This window comes from Paenarthrobacter sp. UW852, assembly GCF_024608385.1.
Taxonomy (GTDB): Bacteria; Actinomycetota; Actinomycetes; order Actinomycetales; family Micrococcaceae; genus Arthrobacter.
This window is the reverse complement of record NZ_JAMSGY010000003.1, coordinates 1-22,667: the sequence shown is the minus strand read 5'-3', so window position 1 is coordinate 22,667 and position 22,667 is coordinate 1. Positions and strand designations below refer to the sequence as shown.

Below are 22,667 nucleotides of genomic sequence, written 5' to 3'. Positions count from 1 at the left end.
CCTTTGGGGGAACCTTGAGCAATCCGGAATACCCGCAGCAGCAACAGCCGCGCGTCTTCGATACTTCGTTCGACTACCAGACCGACACCCCTCCAGGGACTGACCCGGACAGTGGCAGTCCCAGGCTCCGGGCGGACAATCAGTTGCTGTGGACCAAGACGCTGAACTCCGGCGTCCTCTTCGAACCGACCTCGCGGCCGAAGCGTACGGACGGCTACCTCATCTTCACCGACCCCTCCAGAGTGATGCATTGGTACGGCAGTGACGCCATCACCCACTCCTACACCGGCCGGGCACGTACGGCGTCTCTGGCGAACGCCATCGCCTCGCTGAATGAGGAGCAGCGGGCCCGCTACCTGAAGCCGCCGTACACCATCGGCAGTGCGATGATCTGGCCCGTCAGGAAGAAGGACCGACCCACGATGAACCAGGCGAGGGGGCTCAGGTCGCTCATCGCCGACCGGATGGATCTGACCCTGGAGTGCATCCGGCGTCATTACGCAGGAGAACCGGAGAGCCCACTGGCCAATGTCATCAACGCGTACGCGGACTTCTTTGCGTTCTTCGACGGATTCAAGGAGTTCGTGGACTTCTTCCACTTTCAAGACCTCGTGACGCCCGACTACGAAGAGGTTCGGTTCTACCTTCCCTTCGACAACTTCAAGCGTTCAGGGATGCCGGCCACAAAAGACGAGTACGTAACGTACCGGGAGGCCACGCTCGAGTTCATCGCGGCTCGGAACCGTCGGATGGCTGAGTGGGTCAAGGAAAACCACCGCGAGATCGAGGTTCGTCATACGGACTGACTACCCGGCAACGTCTCAGAGGTATAGTCCGCGCATTGAAGCCATAGGGGGATTCATGGAACTACCAGCCATCCTGAAAGAAGAGAACGTCGAAGCCGCAGCCGAACTGCTCCGGCGCTACTACCTCGAACCTTCCACAAAGACGGGGCTGCTCAGTACCGGCAGCTACTTTGATGAATGGGCGAACCGCGGCGACGGCCCTGATGTCAGGGACAGGATCACCGATAGCGACGCTGTCGCCGTGTCAATGCTCAGCGTCAAAGTTCCGGCCCAGGCCATCATCGGGCTGCAGGAACAGCCGTTGGCGAAGAACATACGAAATCTCCTGGCTGATATACGCACCGACGTGAAGATGAGCGACCTCACGGTCGCGGAAGCAGAAGCCACTGTCGGGGAGGGCAGCCCCTCATGGCTGCTCTGGCAGGAGCTGAGACGCACACCCAAAACGCGCTGGGATGTCGGGGCCACCACAGCCAGCAAGATCATGGCGAGGAAGCGACCGCATCTCATCCCCATCTGGGACAAAGTAATCGGGGCAGTCGTGGGCAAAGACACCTCTGAAGGCCAGTGGCTGAATTGGCACAACCTCTTCATGCAAGACCCCGACCTTGCTGGACGATTGCAGCGCATTCACAAGCTTTCTACGGTCCAGACACCCATTTCCGAACTGCGCATCATGGACGCCATCCTGTGGCGCTACGGCAAGGACCATGGCATCAAGGGCGGGCGAGCCGGCAAACTCGGAATCACCGGCTGAAGCACAGCGAAGCCACGACACCCCTGGTCGAACCTCGCACCGCCCGCGCCAGCTTCGTAGCCGGCCGAAGTCTGCCGGTGAAGGAGTACTACGAGTTCGGAGCATCGTTTGAGTCCGGAAACGAGCCCCCGACGCGACCGGACAATGCACTCAGCTCTGCCTCTGTTTCCCTGAACCGGATCACGTGGGGGCCCAATGTGTTGACCCCCTCCGGTCCCTTCACCACGAGGGTTCGCGCTATGGTCCTGCCCAGTTGGTCCAATTCCTGGTTGAGTCGCCGCCACTCTGCCTGCTCGAAATTTGAGCGCTTCAACACTTCAGGGTCCCTGTCGCATTGCGTGCAGCGTCCCCTCGGGCCCACATCAGCGATCATGGTCACGTAGATGCCTTTTTGGCCCGCCCGCCACTGACCATCCATGATCGAGCACCACTGAGTGTGGAACAGTTTCCCGGTTCGCGTGACGTACACCTGTCCGTCACCTGCCACAGGTGACCCGTCGTCACGGTGGGTTTGCGGCTCAACGCGAACGAGCGGGCGTTCCTTTGCCCGGTGCTCGGCTTTCGCTTCTTCTTTGAGTCGCTGCCTCTCTGCCCGCTTCTCCGCCCGCTCCAATTTGGAGCGCTTCTTCGCTTCAGGGTCCTGGTCGCATTGCGGGCAACGTCCCCGCAGGCCCACATCCGCCATCATGGTCACGTAGATGCCTCCATTGACGGCCCGCCAGTGACCATCCATGATCGAGCACCATTGAGTGTGGAAAAGCTTGCCCGAGCGGGTCACATACGCCTGATTTTCACCTGCGATGGGCGACCCGTCGTCACGGTGGCTTTGCGGCTCAACGCGGACGAGCGGACGTTTCTTTTGCGCCCCGTGGTCGGCTTTCACTTCTTCGTGTGTGGTGCTCACAACCCATTCCTTCTCCCAAGACCTCTGCCATATCCTTCCATGCTGGGGAGGTCCACCTCCACCATGCCATCGAAGGGTTGACGGGCAAGCCCGCCGAGTCCAGTACCTGCGGATCAGCACGAACCCGGTGAACGCACTCGACGACACACAATTCCTCGCTGATACCGTGGAAAGAGGGCAACGGTCTCCTTTTGAACATGTGTGAGTCGGGGGAAGCATGACGGAGTGGAAGCCGGGTTGGTGGGCACGCGCGTTCAGAGGTGCCGGGTCATGGGTGCTGTCGATCCGTGAGGGCCGCCTGCGCGTCTGCGGAATCCCCCGGGAGGTGGACGCTGATGTCATCGACGTCCTCGGACTCGCAGTCGATGAAGGCTCGGGGCAGCTCATCGTCACTCTCGTCCACGGGACAGAGACGGTGCTCAATGGGCTGTCTCGTCGCGCGGTGCGTGAGGTCGCCGCTGCTTACCACTCCGAGCTCGATGAGCGACGGCATCTCGCCGCCCTGCTCTCAAAGGCTGAGGAGCAGGGCGAGGCGGCCAGCCTGTGGTGGTCCCGGGTCCGGGATGTGATGGACCGACAACGGTGGGCGGACCAGGACACGATCGCCGCGCTCGAGGGCTCCCGTCCGGACGTCGCTGTCTGGCTGGCTGCCGACAGCGATCCGAGGCTCTCCGGGCTTCCCAAGGGTAAACGTGAGGACCAGCGTGCCGCAGTCGACGCCTGCCGCACCACTGACTTGTCAAGGTGGGCTGCCCAGCGGAACGAGGCGTTCCTGGAGTGGGAGAAAAACGAGTTGGCAGACTTCTTCCGCAAGGTCGAGAAGTCGCCGTTGACGGAAGAGCAGACGAGGGCGACGGTCTGCTTCGACAACCGGGTGCGTGTGATCGCGGCCGCGGGCTCCGGGAAGACGTCGACGATGGTAGCCCGCGCCGGGTATGCGATCCGGCGTGGCATCGCCCAGCCGACGGAGATCCTCGCCCTCGCATTCAACAAAAAGGCAGCCGGTGAGCTCTCGGAGCGGCTCGTCTCCCGCCTCGGCGATGACGGCGCGTCGGTAGCATCAAGCACTTTCCATGCCTTCGGGTTGCGTATCGTAGGTGAGGCGACCGGGCGCAAACCCGCCGTCCCCGATGACCTCCCCAGGGACAATGGGATGGGGCGGCTTGCAGGGATCGTGGATGGCCTGCGCGACCGTGACCCGGCCTTCCGGCGGGACTGGGACCTTTTCTGGCTCGTGTTCGGCAGGCAGCTGCCGGATCTCGGGGATGAAGCCGAACCTGAGAAGTCGGACAGGAACACAGGTATTAGCGGCTTCGGCACTCTCGCTGGAGAGGTCGTCAAGAGCCAGGAAGAGGTGATGATCGCCAACTGGCTCTTCCTCAACGGCGTCCGATATGAATACGAGCGACCCTACGCGCACGACGTTGCGGACGCGCACCACCGTCAGTATCAGCCGGACTTCTACTACCCGGACATCGATGTGTGGCATGAGCACTGGGCGCTCGGTCTCGACGGCACCCCGCCGCCCCACTTTGACGGGTATGCCGAGAGTATGCAGTGGCGGCGTCACACTCACGTCCGTTACGGCACTCGACTGATCGAGACAACTTCGGCGACCATCCGGGACGGGTCCGGGTTCGAGCACCTCGAGCAGGAGCTGCGCCGGCACGGAATCCAGCTAAAGGAAGACCCTTACCGGGAAGCAGCCGGGGAGCCACCGATCAGCGACCAGGCGATGCTGGCGCTGACGCGGTCCTTCATGTCACACGCGAAGGGCAACCGCCTCACCCCTGATCTGCTGGCGGAGCGGGCCGGCCGGACTTTGCGGGCCAGGCTCTTCACTCGCCTGTACGGCGTCGTCCTCGCCGAATGGGACAGCCAGCTCCGCGCTGCGGGCCAGATCGATTTCGAGGACATGCTGAATCTCGCCACCGATCACGTAGAGTCCGGCCGGTGGATGAGCCCTTACCGGCTCGTCATGGTCGACGAGATGCAGGACACCAGCGCTGCCCGTGCGGCGCTGGTGAGGGCGCTGATGAAGACTCCTGGAAACTACCTGTACGCGGTCGGCGACGACTGGCAGTCCATCAACAGGTTCGCGGGCTCAGACCTCAGTGTGATGACCCGCTTCGATAATTGGTTCGGGACAGCGTCCACCATCTGGCTGGACCGCACCTTCCGGTCCCCGCAGTCCCTGTGCGATGTCGCCGGTGGGTTCGTGATGAAGAACCCCAATCAAATCTCCAAGAACGTCCGATCTTCAGCGCCGGAGACTGACGAGACGGTGTGCGCCGTCAGTGTACGGGAGCGCAGCCACTACGGATCGGTCGTTCGGCAGCACCTGACAACCCTTGACTCAGAGCTCACTGAGCCGGCCACTGTGCTGCTGCTCGGCCGGTACTCCCGGTCCAAGGACGATGTCATCTCGGCGCTGGAAGCCAGATACGCCAACCTGACCATCGAGTTCAACACCGTGCACGCCTCAAAAGGAAAGGAGGCAGACTACGTCGTTGTGCTCGGCCTTGAGAGGAACGGATTCCCCAGCATTGTCGAGGATGATGCTCTCCTGCAACTGGCCATGGCCGCCCCCGACTCCTACCCACACGCAGAAGAACGACGCCTGTTCTACGTCGCACTGACCCGTGCCAAGCGCTCAGCGCTCCTGGTCACGCGCGCCGGTAGGGAATCAGCGTTCCTCCTCGAGTTGGTCGGAGATCGTGTCGTCAAGATCCGATCCGCGACAGGCGACGATATCACCCCAGTGGTCTGCCCGAAATGCAAGAAACACACGATGAGGGAACGCAAAGGGCGCTACGGCCGGTTCTTCGGCTGCACCGGGTACCCGACCTGCAAAGGAACGATGAAACTCGCTGAGAGTTAGGGACAAGGATATTTCCATGTTCCGAGGCGCAGGCTCTACGCTTCGCGATATTTTGGCCGGCTGACGAGTCCAACCCACGTGGTCGGCCAAGCCGAGCTTTGCGGAATGCAGCACTTGCGCGAGGCCATCATCACACCGATACACAGACCAAGGGGGTCACCACCCTTAGAAATGTATGCTTGACGGGTGCGAGCCGTTGCTTATATCCGCAGATCCAAAGACCCCGCCGAGGGCAACGCGTCGCTCGTCGACCAGCGCTCGTGGATCATGGCGGAGAGCCGCAAACACCACCACACGGTCGCTAAGCATGACATCTTCGAAGAGGTCGTAAGCGCGTACCGCGACCGGAACCGCCCCGAGCGCGACCGCCTGGAGAAGGTTCTTGCCGAGGGTGACGTCAAGGCGCTCTACGTCCGGGACCTCGACCGGCTGGCGCGGCGGCTGATGGACACCGCCCGCATCGTCGACACCTGTAACCGCCATAACGTGACGATCTACACCCACGACCGGGTGTTCGCCCCACGGTCGCCCGACACCATCCTGCTGATCTCCGTCCTCGGCGGCCTGGCCGAGACCGAAGCGGCGACCACGAGCAAGCGGCTCAAGCGCACCGCCGAGAACATCCGCCAGAAGGGTGGGTGGAACGGCCCGCCACCCTACGGCTGGGTGCTGCCCGAACAGCGCAATGCCGACGGCGTGAAGACGCTGAAGCTGCACCCGAAGGAGAGCCGGACGGTGCGCCGGATCGTCGACTGGCGGCTCGACGGACTCTCCGTCGCCGAGATCGTCCGGGAGCTCAACCAGCAGGGCCTGACCAACCGCGAGGGCCGGCCGTTCCAATACCGCGCCGTCGCCTCGCTACTGCGCCATCCGCTCCTGGCCGGATACAACTCCCTCACGGCCAAGGCCGATGGACGCAGCGTCGGCCCAGGTCCGGACTTCCGCGATACGCGCACGATCGTCATCGACAAGGATGGGCGTCCGGTCAAGAGTCATGAGGCGGTCTGCACGGAGGCCGAGTGGGAAACCCTGCGCCTGCTGATGAAGCCCCAGCCGCTCAAGCGGACCCGGGCCCGCGCCGGAGGCCTTCCCCTGGTCGGCCTCGTCTACTGCGCGGGCTGCGGCACCAAGATGACCAGCAACAGGTCGATGGGTGAGTCGGGAACGTACGTGTGCAACGGACGGATGCGCGGCGCTGACTGCCCCGGCGCTGCAATCAACAGGGAAGCACTGGAGGGCTTCATCCGCGACGTCGTCGCAGGATCGCTCGACAGCCCCGAAGTGATGGAGCTGCAGACCGAGAGGCTGAACCAGGCCGCGGCCGGGAGCATGAGCTCGGAGCTGTCCGAGCTCCACGAACAGGCTGATGCCCTGGGGGACTCCATCCTGATCCTGCGGGCCCAGATCAACACCGCGCCGGCCAGCGCGATGTCGGCACTGCTGAACCGCATCGGTGAGGAGGAGGCCCTCAAGGGTCAAATCGAGATGCGGATCTCGGAGAAGACCGAGGGGCGACCGAGGGCGATCCCCGACATCAGCGGGGCCGAGTTCCTCGAGCTCTCCGAGACGGAGCAGAAGTCCATCATCAGGGCTTTCCTCCGCAAGGTCGTGGTCTACGCCGACGACGGAAAGCGCGGGTCGGTCAAGGGGATGTTCGGCTCCCAGGGCACGAACCTGAGCCGGATCGGCTTCTGGTATCTCGGCGAAGCGGACGACCAGGAGCCGCGCCGCGGGGGCGGGTACTCGCTCATGCCCTCGAACGGCAGCTACCAGTGCCCCAAGTGCGAAGAACCCCGAACGTTCCGTTACCGGAACAACCTGCGCCACCACATGAACTACGCGCACCCGCAGCCAGTGCCGTGTCCTGAGTGCGGCGAGGAATTCCCTTTGCCCGGGCTGCCCAGCCACCGCCGCAACAAGCACGGGGTCAAGGGCTCACGCCAGTCCTGGAGCTGACTCTCGGGGACTAGGCGGCCCGACGGCGACCCAAGCGCGCAGGCTTGGCAGCCTCAGCTGCCTCCGCCCGCCGGATGGCCACCGAGGCCGCCACGGCGGCTCCGGCCTTGATGGCCTCCACCGGGATCGGGCGGACGGCGATCGCGGCTGCAGCTGCCGCCGAGATCTGCACTGGCCTGCGCGGGGAGGCAGATGCAGACGAAGCCACACCGCGTTCAGCGGTGGTGACCTGTCCTGCCATGACTGCCTGCCTCAGATAGCTGTGCTTTGAATGCCTATCGGCACTCTATCAACTAATGAGTCACAGGATCAATCGAATGGAATCTGATACGAGTCGAATCGTCACACTCGGGGATGAGTCGACGAGATGGAGCGGGCTCAGGCCGCGGCAGCCCCGGTGTCGCTGATCCCGGCCAGCAGCCACTGCTCGGACAAGGGGTCGCGGCGCAGCTCGAAGGTTCGCAGCGCCGAAGTGGACGTCAACCGGACCTGAACCTGCCAGTGTTCGACGCTGATCAGGTCGCCGCTGCCCACCGGTGCCCGCTTGGCGGTGTTCCACCAGTCGGCACGGGTGAACCAGTGCACAGGTTCCGCGGCCACGGCCCAGATCCTGCCGTCATGCCTGACGGCCAGGGGAACCCCCTTCGCCGTGAAGCGGACCTCCACTGGAGCGTCCAGAGGTTTGCTATTTGATGCTGTTGCTGCCACGGGTCCGCTCTCCAAGATTCCTGTTCATCATTTCTTCCCGGCGGGTAACCGCCGAACTCCACACCCAGGTCCGGTACGTCACCGGCCCGTCCTTCCATGTCACTTCGACCGCTTTCGCTGTCCAGGCGAAGACCTCGCCGTCCACCAGTTCTGCGCAGTTCGGGAACCGGATCCATGCCTTGACGGGGATTCCGGGATACCCGTTCTTGGCCGGGAAGTGTTCGAAGTCGAGCTCTTCCACGGTCAGCCCGATCGGGCCGGCCCGCCGCGCATACTGCGCTTGCAGTGCAGCGGCGAACTCTTCGGAGGACATAACACAACCTTAGAACACATATTCGAATAGGCGACCCACAAAGATGGCGGCTACGGCCGGCCGCCTCGCTCCCGGGAATCACCGTTGGTCCTGTTTTTCGATCCCCTGGGCACCAAGCTATAAAAGGGCTCCGACAACGTCCGGAACGGACTGATCCTGGTCCGCTGCCGGCTCGGCACAAAACGGCGCAGTGTCCGACAATGGGGACATGCCAGCTGCTTCTGCCCCCTGCACCGTCCACCACCTCTACTCCACACCCGGTCACCTCCTCCCCGCGTGCGGTGTAACCCCCGGCCCCGACGGGTCCGAGTGGCACACCGGACACGACGCCGGGCTCCTGCAGGCGTTCTCCGCGCAGGGATCCGCGTGCTGCTCTCTGTGTCTGGAGTTGTGCCTGTCATCTCCTGACTGACATGTGCAAGGTGGTACAGGTGGTACGTGGTCTGCCATACTGGTAGAGAAAACAGGTATACGAGTGGAAATCCTGCTCAGCCCCGGCTGAGCAGATCGTCCGTCCAGGCGGGCGTGGATAGTCCAGCTTCGGCTCCCGGGCATGGCCTGGGAACGGGGGCTCGGGGAAACAGTTCTGAACTGTGGAGCCGAGACGCTGGACCTTCCGAACACTCATTGCCTGGACACAGAGCCAGGACGACAGGACCGACCAGAAGGACGAGAAGACCATGGACATCACCAGGACCGCACACGTGACGCGGACGAAGCTGGCCGCGACCGCTGCAGCCCTGGCATGCGCCGCGCTCGTGCTCAGCGGCTGCAGCAGCTCCGGCGGGGACGGGCGGTACTTCGCCACCTCGGAAGGACAGAACGGCGACATCGTCGTCGTGGACGGTGACCAGATCACCTACTTCGACACCGCCAGCCGCCAGGACCTCGCCTGCCACTCCATCAACTCCGTCCTCGACGACCCGAAGGCGGCCGCGGCGAAGGGCGAGCTCAAGGACGCCTACACCGTCCGCGGCACCGGCAAGATCAACGAGTCCAAGTCCTCCGTGGACTGGACCGAGGCTGGCCGCAGCACCACCGAGACCGGCTCGATCAGCTTCGGCAAGGACAAGTCGACCATGGAGTTCGTCTTCTCCAACGGCGTCAACGACGTCGTGCTCGTGCCAGTCGACAGCGAGCAGGGCAAGGCCGTCAAGACCAAGTACTGCGGCTGAGGAGGCTGACCCCTTGACTGCCCCGATCGACCTGCAGTACCGGAGCCCCGTGGACCACGCGTCCGCGGGGCTCTGCCTTTTCTCTCCCAGGCGCCCGTGCGCCAGACAGGATGCAGGAGGTCGGGCATGACGCTCATCGGACCGATCAGGTACTACAAGGGGCGGGTGGCGTACCCCTGCGACGAGCAGCTGCGCACGGCAAGAGCCACCTGGGATTTCGACGACATCCGCCGGCCGACGGACGATGTGGACTGCACGCACATCCAGCTGATCGAAGTCTCCGGCCGCAACGCGGGGGAGCGGCGGCAGCTCGAGGAGGAGAAACTCACACGCTTCTTCGACTACATCGGCACCCGGGCCGGCTTCCGGGTGCTCACCCACCAGAAGAAGCCGGACTTCGACACTGCGACCTTCGTCTCGCACGAGATCGTCTACGTCATCGAGTCCCGGCCGACCAGGGGGTACGCCAAGCTCACCCTGCGCTCGGAGCTGCCGCGCAGCGGGACCGCCGGTGCCGTCTCGGACATCTTCAGCGCCGAGGGAATCGACCGCATCTCGCGGATCTTCGACAAGGGCCCCCGGAGGGATTGAGGCCAGTGCTGCAGTACGACTGCCGCCCGACGGGAAAGGAAGACCCCGTGGACATCACGTCCACGGGGTCTTCTTGTCTCTGGCTGGCTGGCAGTCCCGTATGAGCCCTACAGCCGTCCGCCCTTCAGGCGCAGCGCCCGGTACTCCTCGATCGTCTCCGGCGGCCGTCCGTACTTTGGCGCATGTGTCTCGACGAAATCGATCTCGGCCCAGGTGTCCCGGTGCCGGACCCGCGACCTGGCCAGCACCGCAAGCGCGGTTACTGACACGACCACGTTGGCCAGCCACCACACGATGGCGATGAGGACCACCACCTGGACCAGTCCCCGTTCAGAGGAGCCCGTCTGTACTGCAACGGCCGCCAGGGCCGTTGAACTGCCCAAAGCCATGCACCCGAACAGGAGGCCGGCTACCCATCCCTCCGTCGGAACGCGCCGGCGCGCCAGATCAGCGGGGCTGTCCCGATCGCGGACCAGCCGCAGCGCCTCGCGCACGAAAAACACAGCAGCCAACGCGGCCACACAGTTCACAGCCAGCTCGCGCGCTCCCTCGAGCCACCAGCGCCGCGAGTGCCACCAGCCCTGCGGGAACTCATCGCGTGTCTTGCCTCGCAGATTCATCCGGTCCATCCTTCCTCCATGGCAGGCAAAGGGCGGCGCACCCCTTGTCGGAGTGCGCCGCCCTCATCACCAACGATCAGTTCTTCTGGTCCTCAGCCGGCTTCCTCCGGGACACGGGACCGTCCGTGCGCTTCGAAGCCGGATCCGCCGTCCGCCGCGGCTCGGCCGGGGCCTGCTGCGACGGCTTCGGAGCCGGGGCCTTCGGAGCCGGGGTGGGAGCCGTCGGTGCTGAACGACGTCCGCTGTGCGGAGTCGGCTGGACACCCTGGCTGCCCTGAGCGCCGCCACTGACCCGGCCACCCACACGGGGCTGGGCAGGAGCAGGAGCAGGAGCAGGAGCAGGATTGGGGGCCTGCGGACGCTGACCGGTCTGGCCTTGCACCTGCGCCGGAACGCCGGTGCGGGGCTGGATCGGAGCCCGGTGTGCACTGCCCTGGCCGGTCGGAGCCTGGACCGGAGCCTGCGGGCTGCGACGCTGGCTGCCGCTGGCCTGCGGCATCCCCGGTCCTGCCTGCACAGCGCGGGAACCGGAACCCGCGTTGGCCTGCGGCTGCTGACCTTCGGCGGCCCGCGTGGCCCGGGTGCCCGGAATACCCGGGACCGCTGCGACGACGGGGTTCACCTGCGCAGGTCCGCCGGTACCCGCGGTGAAGCGCGGGCCCTGGCCCGAGGAGGCCGGAGCGGCCTGCTGTCCGGTGCCGAACTGCGTCGGGGCCGACTGGCCGGCGACCGCCTTGCGGCCACCGCTGGTGGGCGCACCGCTGTCGGTGCCGCCCGCGAGCCCGTTCTGCTTCTGGCCCTGACCCTGTCCCTGGCCCGGCTGTCCGGTGCCAGGCGCACCCTGCGCGCCGCCGACCCCGAAGCTCGTCTGGCCGCCGGTGGCCTGGCCGCCCCGCGAGGAGGGACCCGGGCCGGTGCTGTAGCCGAGGTTCGACAGGCCACCCTTGCTGCCCAGGGTCTGAGCAGTCTCCTTGTCGGAGCGGGAGCTCCCCGCCTTGCCGCCCGTGAGCTGCAGAGGACCGCCCTTGTCGCCGGGGCCCTCGGGGCCACCGGCGGACGGGCCGCGACCGCCGCTGTCACCACCACCGCCGGGAATCGGACCGGGACCGGCGGGGCTGCCGCCGTCGGGGCCGGCCTCCGGACCCTCGTTCGGACCAGCGGCCAGCGCCAGTGCGCCCTTCCCGCCAGCAAGCGACTTCTGGTCGCCGTTCAGGCCGCCGGCGTTGGTCGACGAGCCCTTGCCGCCACCGGGGGTGCCGCCGGGCTTCGTAGCCCCGCTGCCGCCGAGCTTGCCGCCGACGCCGGAGGCGAGCTTGTTGCCCATGGCCATGCCGGCTCCGGCCCCGGCTCCCGCAGCCAGCGCGGGGAGCATGCCGCTCTTGTCCGGCTTCGGTGCGGTGTTGGTCTCCAGGAACTTGTCCACCAGCTTGGTGAACACCTCGTCCATCGCCTGCAGCACGACCTTGCGCACCCGCAGGAGCGCGAAGGTGATGCCGATGATCAGCAGCGAGGAGATCAGGGTGAGAATGACCACGATGATCCCGCCGAGCATGCCTGATCCCCACAGGCCGTCCTGGGACATCCAGGACGACACCGGTCCGGAGATGATGTCCGGGATGGAGATCAGCAGCTCCGAGACGAACTGGTAGATGAACAGCGTCACCAGCACCTCGAGGATCAGCGCGACCGAGTAGACGATCACCTTGCTGATCGCGGCGATCGCACCCAGCGTGGCGAACGGCACCGCGGCCACGAGGCTGAAGGTGCGCTTGACCGCGCCCACCAGCATGCCGATGGCGTACCAGAAGCCGAGCAGGACCATGCTGCCCAGGACGACCCCCGCGTTCTGCCAGTACATGAACTTCGCCGGGCCCGTGCCGACCTGGCTGACCGCCATGTGGTCCTCGCGGGTCAGGCCGCTGGTGACGTTGTTCGAGCTGTACATCGTCATCGAGTCGGGGCCGAAGCCGGTGTTCAGGTAGTTATACGCCGACAGCGCCGACATGTTGCAGGAGACCGGGGCGTTGTCCGCCCAGACCGAGAACCCACAGCCGTGCTTGGTGCCCTGGGTCGAGAAGCTCGTCGTGTTCCCGCCCGGGTTCGAGGAGGTCAGGCCCTTGCCGCCGGCCGCCAGCACCGGGTGGTTGGTCGGGATGTAGTCCGACTCGCCGTGCCCGCCGAAGTTGTCGCTGTCACCGTAGGACTTCTTGTCGATGAACCACTCCTTCTTCACGTCGCTGTTGACCGGCAGGTTGGTAATCGCGCTCTTGATGCCCGACTCGAAGTCCGACGCCGATGTAATCTGGCCCGAGATGTAGCTGTTGAGCATGCCGAAGGTCTCGCCCACGGCGTTGAAGTCACCCGCCGGGCTGCCCTCCATGCCGACCAGGCTGTTCTTCCAGGCCGTCTCGGCATTGGTCGCACCGGGGCCCACGCTGATGTCGCGGAAGGTCGAACCGTGCGCCTGCTTGTTGATCGCCAGTGCCGTCGTGCGCACCGACATCATCGCGTTGTTGCTGGCCTGGCCGTTGTCCCAGGCGATAACGGCCTCATCGGGAACGCCGAGACGGTCGTTCATCATCCAGGCCTCGAAGTCCACGTACGTGGAGAGCACCACACGGGTCGGGCCGGCGTGCTGGCCCAGCAGCGAGTCATCGAACTTGTCCAGGACGCCGGTGTACATCGAACCCATCAGCGGAAGGCCCACGCCAATGAAGACGACGCGCACGACGAGCTTCTTGATCGCCGAGCCGCGGTCCATCTTCTTGAACAGCACCAGGCCAATAATCAGGAACCCGATGAAGAGCGGGACCAGCGCCTCCCAGGCGATCGACTGCAGCAGGCCGTACCAGCTTGCGATCCAGTGCTGCAGGCCCGCCAGGGCACCGCCGCTGGCCTGGCCACCGGTCATCCCGTCGGCGAGGTCCTGCTGGTGCGCGCTGTTCGTATTGCCGCCGGAGTCCGCGACGCCGGCGACCGCCTGGTAGAACCACATGAACGGGTTCAGCACCTTCAGCAGCTGGATGATGAGATAGAACAGCGTGCCCACGGCCAGCGCCATCGCGTAGAGCAGCCAGATCGCGCCGCCGCCGATGAGCGACAGGATCTGTCCACCGATGCCCGAGGACATCGTGTCCAGGCCGAGGTCGGCGTTGGCCGCGCCGAAGTGGGCGTAGTCCACCATGCCGGAGTAGACGTTCTTGCCGCTGCCGCTGGCTGTCGCATTCAGCGTGTCGTACCCGATGGTCTGCGTGGAGCCCGTCGCCTCGGCGAAGAGCCAGCCGACTACGTTGAAGAGGCTGAATTCGGAGTCGGCGTAGCCGAGCATGTCGCCGCCCGTCGCCGGGTCGGCGGTGATCGCCCGCCAGTCCTCGTTCATCCGATCCTCGGGCTTGTCCTTGCCTTCGGGGGAGTTCTCCTGACTGAAGTACGTCGAGGCATTCGACGCCAGCTGGTACAGCGAGTAATTGTCGCGGTCCTCGTCGTCGGCAGCGTGCGCCGATGGCGCGAACACCGTCATCAGCAGCGGCACAACCAGTGCCACGAGCAGCGACAGAGCCAGGACGCGCACCAGCCCGCCCCGGGCAGTCGCCGCGGCCCGGGCCCGCGCCGCGAGCGTGATGGTCCCGTTCATCTTTCCCTTCCTGTCTGTCGTGTCCGTGATGGCCGTCATGACTTGCCCAGCTTCCGCGGGGCGGTCCCGGCCTTCTTCATGGCCTTCCTGCGGTCGGCCCGCCCCACCTGGTCCTCAGAGCGGTCCTCCTCGGACTCGACGCTCTGGCGGGCGCTGGTGAGCTTCGCGCCGGGTGCCGGCTTGTCCTTCATCAGCTGGTCCATCCGGGCCGCCTCGTCGGCCTTGGCGGCCTCCAGGCGAACCTGCCTGCGCTGGGCCTCGCGGAAGGGGTTGATCCCCAGCGCGAGGTCGAGGTGGAAGACCACGTTCGACACGTCCCGGCGAAGGTAGGTAAGGTTCTCGCCCTTGGTCGTGATGAGCTGGGCGAGGTCCGGCGGGATCTGCTGGTGCAGCTGCTTCTGGTACTCCGCCACCGTGCGGTCGCGCATCGGCCCGAAGAGCGTGTAGTCCGCGGCGTCGAACTTGTTGAAGTCCGAGTCCGCGAGCATCTTGTCGACGTCGTTGTAGCTGTAGACCACGCGGCCGCCGCGCTCGTGCATATGGTCGAACTGGTCGCGCAGGTACTTTTTGACGCGGTCGTCAATCTGCTCGGTGCCGTGGATCACCACGGTGTCCCCGAGCCCGAGCTTGCCGACGGCGAAGCCGACGATGTTGACCAGCTGGGCCATGGCCACGCCCTTGCCGCGGCGCATCAGCCGCGAGAAGTCGTAGACCACGCGCCGGGCATCCCGGACCCCGTCCACGGCCGATGCCGTGTGGTTGTTGAACAGGTCGCCGTTCGTGCTGAGCATCGTGTTCGCGATGCCGCGCAGCACGTTGTACGCGCGCAGCTGGTCGGGGTCGGTCTTGCTTGAGTTCAGCAGGGCCTTGTGCGCGGTGTCGAGGTACGAGACGAACATCTGCAGCCGCGGCACCTGCTGGTGCGGGATGTTGACCACGCGCAGACGGTGCCGCTGGTCCTTGGCGTTGTGCCGCCACATGCCCTGCTCGACATAGAAGTCTGTCGCCGTGTCCTCCAGCGCAGAGCGGATGATCGAGCCGATTGCCCCGTCCGTGGTCTCGTAGAGCTGCTCAAACATCAGCTTGAGCTTCTCCATCTGCGCGGCGAAGACCGTCAGTTCGTCGTCCTCGTCGCCGAACAGCTCGAAGGGATTGACGTCACCGCGGTTCAGGTCCACGCGCGAGGTCAGCCGCTCGAAGTTCGGGCCCAGCTTGTCCAGGTCCGCCCCGTCCAGCACGAGGTGGACCACCGAGCCGTTGCCGAGCATGCAGGCCTGCGAGATCTTCGAGCACCACATGTTCGACACACGCTGGCGGTCCAGGTACTCGCTCAGGGTCGCGTCTGCCACGACAACGTGGTGCTCGTACCGGTTCACGTCCATGAGTACGGCCGAGTTGTTGACGTCGCCGACCATGTAGCCGACGTACTCGCCGCCCCGGTCGTTCAGGCCGTTAGTCACCAGCGAGTACGAACCCGCGAGCTCGGTCGAGGTGAAGTGGAAGCCCTTGCCGCGCTTCTTCTCGTTGTTCTTGAACAGGCCCGAGAGTTCTTGGCGCTGCTCGCCGGCGTACGCCGCGGCCTTCAGCGTGCCGAAGCGGTCGATGTACAGGCGCGTGACGCGGTCGACCGAGTCGTCCAGCGTCTCGAGGTCCGGAGCCTTGAGAAACAGGCGGTTGTGCACCGACAGGTAGCTCGCGCCGTCCTGGATCTCGCCGATGGTGACCTCCAGGTCGGAGGAGATCTTGGCGGCCTTGCGCTTGGAGGAGGTCGTGCCGGTCTCCTCCTGCTCGTTCGCGTCAAGGCGGTCGAGCTTCTCCGACTGCTTGGTGAACGAATCCACCCACTTCTCGTCCATCCGGCGCACCTGCTCAAGGACGACCGCGGTGACGCGCTCGTCGAGCCCGTCCGGGATCCGGTCGATGCCCCAGAACGCGGCGAAGTTGTCGTGCGCGGCGTCGTCGTGGAAGAACGCGAGCACGCACGCCACCGAACCGTCGACCTCGAAGTAGTCGGAGCGGAAGACGTACTTCTCCCGAGGCTTGAGCGCCAGCAGGTGCGGATACGAGTCGAACCGCCCCTCCAGCTTCTTCATCTCCTGGCGGCGCTGCCACCAGTTCTTCTTCGGCTCGGCCACCTCGGCCGGCTCAGCGGCGACCGCCGGCGCGGTCACCCCGGACGGCTCCGCCGTCCCGCCCGTGGCGGGATCGCCGTCGAGAGCGGCCTCCAGTTCATCCACGCCCGGCACGGCCGTCGCGTCCCCGCCCCGGGGCTTCTTCCCCGGAATGCCCAGCTGCGCGCGGGCCTTCGTCATCAGCGCCATGTCACCCTTCGTCCTTCCTTTGTTCGTCCAGCTCGGCCCGGTCAGTTCAGTGAGGCCTTGAGAGAGTGCAGGTCGTCCTCGATGCCCTGGTAGAAGACCCGCAGCATGGGCTCGGTCTCCTCGCGGTCGAGGACCGTAGCCTCCTTGATCATCAGCGCGGACCCCTCGACCTCGGACTGCAGCACCATGTGCGCCCGGCGCAGAGCGTCAGCGCTCTTGCCCTTGAGCAGCAGGTACTGGTGGATCGAGGTGAACTTGCCACCGACGTGCTGCGTGAGGATGTCATACTGCTCGTTCTGCAGCTCGATCAGGTCAGGGTCGCGTACCTCGAGGGCGTGGTTGCGGTGCTCGAGCGAGGCCACCTGGTGGTAAATCCGCTGCGGCTCCTTCGTGGTGACGAAGGCCCACTCGCAGTTCGTGTCGATCTTGCGCCAGAAGGCGTCGACCCGGTCCAGGATGCCGATGCGGTCCTCGTCGAAGAGCAGGTACGACGCTGAGCCGACGACCAGGTAGACCTGCCCCTCACCGCCGTCGGAGAAGTGGATCCGGCCGTCCTCCTCGATGCCGTCGATGCCGACGATCGAGTAGAAGTCGCTCGGGTCCGAGCTGCGGCGGGTGAAGACGTTGCGTGCACGGGAGGGGGCGTACGCCAGCAGGGCGGGCACGTTCATCGCCCGCAGCTCCTTGGTCTTGGTGATGCCGCCGAAGTAGACGATCAGTGCCAGGCCCCAGATGACGAAGAGCGTGATGAACACCGGACCCGAGCTCGCCACGAAGGTCTGCGTCACCGCCCACAGCAGCGCCAGCGCGCCCCCGCCGAAGAAGAACAGCTGCTTGATGGGGGAGGGCTTGGCCGCCCAGCCGCCCTTGCTGAGCGTGATCTCGTGGTCGAGGAACGACCTGTTGAGGCTCGTCGGCACCTTGTACGACATCTTCGCCATGAATCTCTCCCTGCTGCCACCACTGATTTGTCTGTGCCTGTTCGAATGCCCTCATAGACGAGGGATACATGACTACTCTACCTTAGATAGACCTATCGAATCGAGCGTGACTGACGCAAGAATGGCACCACCCAACGGACTCGGACGTGCGATCCGATGCCGTCGGGCGGTGCCGTGGCGTGCTGATGTACGTGGACGGGCAGTCTATCGGACTGGCCTCCGAATAATCATTCAGGAACGAGTCTGCGCAACCTCAGCCGAAGGAGGGGACGAGCTTCCTCTTGCCGCCCTCGTCCTTCCAGGCCAAGGTCGCGTCGAACTTCTTTCCCTTGCTCGAGGTGAAGCCAGTACCCTTGATCGTCTTGCCCGCGGCCAGTGCCGCGAGCTGATCGTCGGTGAAGGCAACCCCGCACCAGCTCTTCGGCGGGGAGTCCAGGGAGGCCTCGAAGTCAGGCACGATCTTCTTACCCTCACCCTTCTTCTCCTCGCGGAAGAAGACCTTGCACTGGAAGCGGTTACCCTTCTTTGAGACGAAGTCGCTGGACTCGACGCCCTCGCCAGCCATGAGGCGGTCGATCTCCTCGGGCGTAAAGGTGTAGTGGCACCAGGACGCCGGCGGCAGCGCGTTGCCGCTGGCGTCGCGGCGGCCGAAGCCGAGCTTCTGGAACCCGACGAACTTCCGGCCCTTGAAGGTGCCCTCGTCAAGCTCGCCGAAGACCTCGTAGACCTTGCCCGTGGTGCTCTTCGCCGAAAACTCGATCGTCTCCCCGGCCAGCAGCCGGGCGACCTCGTCGTCGGTGAAGCGGTGGCCGCCCCACTCACGCGCGAACACCACATCCTTGCCCGTCTTGGCCCAGGTGCCCTGCACCCGCTCCTTCCGGGTGACGGCCTCCTCCTTGAGCCCCAGTGCGGAGCGCATCGTCGCGGCGTTCTTCTGCATGGTCGCGATGTCCTCGCGCACCCAGTCGGCCACGACCGCGAGGCGCTCCTCTGCGCTCGGGCCGGTGCCCGCGGCAATCTCCTTCATATCGGCATAAACCTTCTCGGTCAGCGCCAGATCGCCGATCCGGGTCCCCGGCAGGAGCCGCCAGCTCATGTCCCCGGCCTCGGCGAGGGTGAGCTTGCGGCCCTTCTCCAACAGCAGCGGGTACTTCGTCTTCGTCGAGGTCACCTCGGAGTACGTCGAGGTCCGGGTGGCACCGGTGCCCACGTCGCGCTTCTCCAGCTGCTTCATCAGCCACTTCATGCTCGGGTGCTCGGGGCGCTTGTTCGCACCCTCGAAGACGAAGGGCTCAGCGTTGGTGCCCAGGCCCTTGGCCGATTCGTTCTCGTCGCCCTCGGCGGTGTCGTCGCCGGCGTCCGGATCGAACACCGCCTTCCAGCCCGCCGACAGCGGGACGTTGGCGATGCCCACGAAGTCCGGGTAGTCCTTGACGTGGCCCTTCTGCTGCTCATAGATGTAGTCCTCGGCGATCATCGCCAGGTAGTTCTTGCCCAGCGTCTCGTAGATCAGGCGGCCGGCCTTGCCGAAGCGCTGCTCGACTTCGTCCAGTGAAGCGGGCACCTTCTGGCCCGGCCGGTTCGCACCGTGCGCGCCCTGGGGCTTGACGTGCGTCTTGCGCGGCTGGCGGTGCGTCAGGAGCTTCACGTCCACACCCACGACCCCGGCAATCTTGTCCACCAGAGGCGCGAGCTCGTCGAACTGCTCGGGCGTGATCGTCACGTCGGCAGTACGCGGGTAGCTGACGGCCTGGGCCTCGTACATGGACTGGTAGGTCGAAAGCACCAGCTGGGCCTTGACCCCCTTGCCCACCAGGAGCGAGGACAGTGCGGCCAGGTCCAGCAGCTTCGGTGGCGCGGTCTGCTTCGCCGCCTTGCCGTCGAGCACGACGGGGGAGGGGCCGTACTGGTTCGGCACCTGGTCCTTCTGGTCGAACCGCGGCTCCTCCGAGTTCGTGTACATCACGTCGTTCTCGTCACGGAACCGGTTCTGGAAGAACGGCTTCTTGACGTAGTCGTTGTACGCCTTCAGCTGGTCGCCGACGAGCTTGACCATCGCCGACTTCAGCCGGCCCTGGCGCAGCACCGTGTCCTGCCCGGACTGACGCGCCATGTTCGTGGCGATGCGGGTGAACTGCATCGAGAGCAGGTCGAACTGCGAGCGGTAGCGCGCCTTCTTGTATTCGTCGAAGTCCAGGAGTGACGGAATGACCTTGCGCGCGGTGAAAGCCTTCTGCAGCGAGGCCGGGGCCTCGTCGGTGAAGTACATGCGCGACCACTTGCCCGGCTTGAGCCCCAGCTCCAGGAAGGCGTTGACTGCGATCATGCCGCCCTCGCCGGTGGGGTCAACGTCGGTGGCGATCACAATCTCGTCGGACTTGCCCAGGGTCCGCTTCACGTCCTGGGCGACAGAGCTCGCGTTCTTGATCACCTCCAGGCTCCAGTCCAGCTGCTGCGGGTCCCAGGGCAGATTGCCCAGGTCCCAGGTCCGGTACTTTCCGGCCATGTCCGGATCCGCCACCATCAGGTGCGGATCGACAAACTCGTACAGGTGCCCCCGGGCGTGGGCGATGACAAACTGCTCCCCGTTGTACGTGCAGTTCATGCCGCCGAGGGCAACGGCGAAGTGCCGCGCCGCGCTCGGCTTCTCGGTGAGGATCCCGACAACCATCATGACTCCCTTTCGTCGGTGACTCATAAACCAGTCGACTCATAAATCAGTCACAAGTCTATCGATAGAACGAGTCAAATGGCGAGTCCTGACGAGTCACCCCGCGAGTCGAATGAGAGCCGCGGGACCCGCGCCGGCACGCCGCTCAGAGAGGGCCTGGATCATTCACGGCGACCCCAGATCGAGGTAACGTCTATAGAGTCGCCACCCGCTCACGCCCGACCCAGGAGCACGAATCCCATGGCCCTCGACCACGCTTTCCTGCGCACACCACAGGACTTCAGCAGCATGCTCATCGAGATGCAGGAGGGCAGCTGGCCGCCGGACGAGGCGGACGTCATCCGTATCGCCCAAGGGTGCTCAATGCTGATCGAGTGCATCGACGCCTGGGAGAGCGCCACGCACGGCAAGAATGTCTTCGACGTCGCCCGCGGAGAGATCTGCACGGCCGACGTACGACGGCTCCTCGCCCAGGAGGTCTCACTGAGCTACGAGGGCGACGTCGCCGTGCTGCTGGTGCCGCCGGGGGACGATCGTGTGCGCGTGGAGATCCGGGCCGACGTCGACGAATACCAGGGCCTGCTGCGCCGTCCGGAGATGGTCCTGGACTGGGAGCAGGACGGCAAGCAGCACGAGCACTACATCTCGCTCAAGCCCAAGGGCGCGCACTGGTACATGCTGTCGCAGCTGCGCGACGACATGAAGGAAGGCAGGCTCACCGTCCGGTCATAGCTTCGCCTCAGCCGCGCCAAAGCTCGAGCGACTCGCAGCCCACGGGCGCGCCCATCGACTATATGGTCAGGGCGTGTAAGACAGGTTCTCCGGATGGTCGTTTCGCCACCCCCACACGGCGAGGAGCGCAGCACAGCCCGAGCTACACCGGGGCCTGGAGGCGCAGCCCCAGGCCCCAGATACCCCGATGTGCTTGCCGAGTTCAGTTCCGGCAGCGGCGGGATGACGAAATCGAGTCGCGCGTTGACTGGAAACGGGTTACGGCGCTTCATCTTCAGCAGAGTTGGCCCTGCCTGCCAACTCTGCGCGTCGAGCCTCAAACAGCATTTCGTTGATTGCGAACTCCGCGTTCCCCGACCATGCTTCGCTGCCGAATGCAGTGATGTCGTAGTACTCGGGGATGCCGTCGCCTTCCGAATCGGTATAGCCAACCCCAAGGGCATCGCATTTCAGCATGACCCTCCACTCGCCATACGAAGCCGTCAACTCCCAGTTGCCGAAGTAGCTGCCGTAGATGGTGAGATCCAAGGGATCCCCGGCAACGTCTACCACCAAATTGGAGGATTGGTTCCTCCGCTGTTCCGGCCAAGACGCCAGGCCGTCCAGTTCGACGGTGACCCCTGGGACCAGAGTCAGAGCATCCATGACGCTATCTAGCGCGTCGCTTTGCTCACTCCAGCCACTTCCACCTGCATCGAGATAGCAGTTCGTCACCAATGCGTCATCAGCTGAAGTGGAGCCAGCGGGAAGGGAGATATCCGCTCGCAGCAGGGCCCTTGGGAGAGTTGCTTCCTGCGTCCTAGTGTTTCCACGGCTCCACGGAGATTCCAGAAGGCCTGCGATCCTCACCTCTGCAAGATAGAAGGCTCTGAACGTCAGTGCGGTGGCGTCCTGCTTGGTCTGGTTGAGACCGACGAGTTTGGCAGAGGCGGCATCGACGTCGAACGAAAGGGAGGAAAATTCGTCGGGTGCCAGGTCCGCCCAGTCACCCATATGCCCTTCGCTGATCGTGACGTCCCTCAGCAGAACATTGCCTTGGTACGCAAGCCGCAGAGCCAGGTTGAACCCGTCGGCATCACTTGGAACTGAACCAAATATCTTTTCAGTGGCCCTTCTAAGATCGTTGAAGATATAGGGGCCTTCCGCCCCGAGCCACTGTTGGTAGGCGGTGCGAGTGTCCTTATCTGCCGAGACAACCACATACTCTAATTCCCGGCTTCGTCCCTCATGGATGTAAGCGCGGAGGTGAGCACTATCGGCTGCGCCAGTCTTTACCCCACTCTTTCGTTTGGCCGGTCCTTCCAGCAGGATTTGGTCACGAAGAGCTTCGTGGGCAAAATCGGCGGTACTGAGGACATGAATGCTGGGCCCCAAGGACGTGATGACCCCTCTCAGGTCCAGCGCAACATCTTTGGCTGTCTTTTCATCCGGGACCTCGACCGAAAACCCGGCACTGTGAAGCCTTCTTGTCGCAGCTCGGAGCGTTACGTAGTGGGCGTGCAGGTGCTGGCCCCATTCCCAGATGACAGTGTCCGTTACCCAGATTTCAATTCGCCCGTGCTTATCAGCGCGGGAACAAAGAGATCTCAGCGTTTCTATGCCGGGTGCTTCGGCGAAGATGTTTGTGTCGAGCGCAATTGCTGCGACGCGGCTGAAG

The 22,667-nt window shown here is 64.8% G+C and carries 17 protein-coding genes; 7 read left to right on the top strand and 10 right to left on the bottom strand.

Annotated elements, in window-relative coordinates; translation table 11 throughout:
* The first annotated feature begins 14 nt into the window (after positions 1 to 14).
* Positions 15 to 806, top strand: a complete 792-nt coding sequence (locus NEK97_RS06280; RefSeq protein ID WP_257369040.1) for a hypothetical protein — start codon at positions 15 to 17, stop codon at positions 804 to 806.
* 55 nt (positions 807 to 861) lie between these two features.
* Positions 862 to 1,563: a DUF6308 family protein gene (locus tag NEK97_RS06275; protein WP_257369039.1), complete on the top strand. Its 702-nt coding sequence runs from the start codon at positions 862 to 864 to the stop codon at positions 1,561 to 1,563.
* 88 nt (positions 1,564 to 1,651) lie between these two features.
* Here the strand turns inward: NEK97_RS06275 and NEK97_RS06270 are convergent, their stop codons facing one another.
* Entirely contained in the window at positions 1,652 to 2,467 is an 816-nt protein-coding gene (locus tag NEK97_RS06270; RefSeq protein ID WP_257369038.1) for a hypothetical protein, read from the bottom strand.
* A gap of 217 nt (positions 2,468 to 2,684) precedes the next feature.
* Between NEK97_RS06270 and NEK97_RS06265 the strand changes: the two genes are divergently transcribed.
* Complete coding sequence (locus tag NEK97_RS06265; RefSeq protein WP_257369037.1) at positions 2,685 to 5,348, top strand: UvrD-helicase domain-containing protein; 2,664 nt, start codon at positions 2,685 to 2,687, stop codon at positions 5,346 to 5,348.
* 186 nt (positions 5,349 to 5,534) lie between these two features.
* The gene (locus NEK97_RS19900) at positions 5,535 to 7,304 is read left to right on the top strand and encodes a recombinase family protein (protein ID WP_257369036.1); all 1,770 of its coding nucleotides are present in this window, start codon (positions 5,535 to 5,537) and stop codon (positions 7,302 to 7,304) included.
* Positions 7,305 to 7,314: 10 nt separating this feature from the next.
* Here the strand turns inward: NEK97_RS19900 and NEK97_RS06255 are convergent, their stop codons facing one another.
* The 3 genes from NEK97_RS06255 to NEK97_RS06245 form a co-directional block, all read right to left on the bottom strand.
* Positions 7,315 to 7,545, bottom strand: coding sequence for a hypothetical protein (locus NEK97_RS06255; RefSeq protein ID WP_142938820.1), 231 nt, complete (start codon positions 7,543 to 7,545; stop codon positions 7,315 to 7,317).
* A gap of 137 nt (positions 7,546 to 7,682) precedes the next feature.
* Positions 7,683 to 8,012, bottom strand: a complete 330-nt coding sequence (locus NEK97_RS06250) for a hypothetical protein (protein WP_374111515.1) — start codon at positions 8,010 to 8,012, stop codon at positions 7,683 to 7,685.
* Positions 7,990 to 8,325 carry a hypothetical protein gene (locus tag NEK97_RS06245; RefSeq protein ID WP_257369035.1) on the bottom strand — a complete coding sequence of 112 codons (336 nt, stop codon included), beginning with the start codon at positions 8,323 to 8,325 and terminating at the stop codon, positions 7,990 to 7,992. The genes NEK97_RS06250 and NEK97_RS06245 overlap by 23 nt, the downstream gene beginning before the upstream one ends.
* 593 nt (positions 8,326 to 8,918) lie before the next feature.
* Here NEK97_RS06245 and NEK97_RS06240 point away from each other — a divergent pair.
* Together NEK97_RS06240 and NEK97_RS06235 are read left to right on the top strand one after the other, a co-directional pair.
* Complete coding sequence (locus NEK97_RS06240) at positions 8,919 to 9,500, top strand: hypothetical protein (RefSeq protein WP_071416348.1); 582 nt, start codon at positions 8,919 to 8,921, stop codon at positions 9,498 to 9,500.
* A 126-nt stretch (positions 9,501 to 9,626) separates the two neighbouring features.
* Positions 9,627 to 10,091 (top strand): hypothetical protein, encoded by a 465-nt coding sequence (locus NEK97_RS06235; RefSeq protein WP_256248741.1) that lies wholly within the window; start codon positions 9,627 to 9,629, stop codon positions 10,089 to 10,091.
* A gap of 107 nt (positions 10,092 to 10,198) precedes the next feature.
* On the opposite strand, the gene NEK97_RS06230 is transcribed toward NEK97_RS06235, so the two are convergent.
* From NEK97_RS06230 to NEK97_RS06210, 5 genes are all read right to left on the bottom strand, one after another.
* Positions 10,199 to 10,711: a hypothetical protein gene (locus tag NEK97_RS06230; protein ID WP_257369034.1), complete on the bottom strand. Its 513-nt coding sequence runs from the start codon at positions 10,709 to 10,711 to the stop codon at positions 10,199 to 10,201.
* A 76-nt stretch (positions 10,712 to 10,787) separates the two neighbouring features.
* Positions 10,788 to 14,384 carry a hypothetical protein gene (locus NEK97_RS06225; RefSeq protein WP_257369033.1) on the bottom strand — a complete coding sequence of 1,199 codons (3,597 nt, stop codon included), beginning with the start codon at positions 14,382 to 14,384 and terminating at the stop codon, positions 10,788 to 10,790.
* A complete protein-coding gene (locus NEK97_RS06220; protein WP_257369032.1) occupies positions 14,381 to 16,666 on the bottom strand; it encodes a hypothetical protein in 2,286 nt (761 codons plus the stop codon). The genes NEK97_RS06225 and NEK97_RS06220 overlap by 4 nt, the downstream gene beginning before the upstream one ends.
* A 41-nt stretch (positions 16,667 to 16,707) precedes the next feature.
* The gene (locus tag NEK97_RS06215) at positions 16,708 to 17,607 is read right to left on the bottom strand and encodes a hypothetical protein (protein ID WP_257369031.1); all 900 of its coding nucleotides are present in this window, start codon (positions 17,605 to 17,607) and stop codon (positions 16,708 to 16,710) included.
* A gap of 253 nt (positions 17,608 to 17,860) precedes the next feature.
* Positions 17,861 to 20,281, bottom strand: a complete 2,421-nt coding sequence (locus NEK97_RS06210) for a type IA DNA topoisomerase (protein WP_257369030.1) — start codon at positions 20,279 to 20,281, stop codon at positions 17,861 to 17,863.
* A 237-nt stretch (positions 20,282 to 20,518) separates the two neighbouring features.
* On the opposite strand from NEK97_RS06210, the gene NEK97_RS06205 reads away from it, so the two are divergent.
* Positions 20,519 to 21,010, top strand: a complete 492-nt coding sequence (locus NEK97_RS06205; RefSeq protein ID WP_257369029.1) for a hypothetical protein — start codon at positions 20,519 to 20,521, stop codon at positions 21,008 to 21,010.
* 258 nt (positions 21,011 to 21,268) lie between these two features.
* Here the strand turns inward: NEK97_RS06205 and NEK97_RS06200 are convergent.
* Positions 21,269 to 22,667, bottom strand: a 1,399-nt coding sequence (locus NEK97_RS06200; protein WP_257369028.1) for a hypothetical protein, incomplete at its 5' end; no start/stop codon positions are given.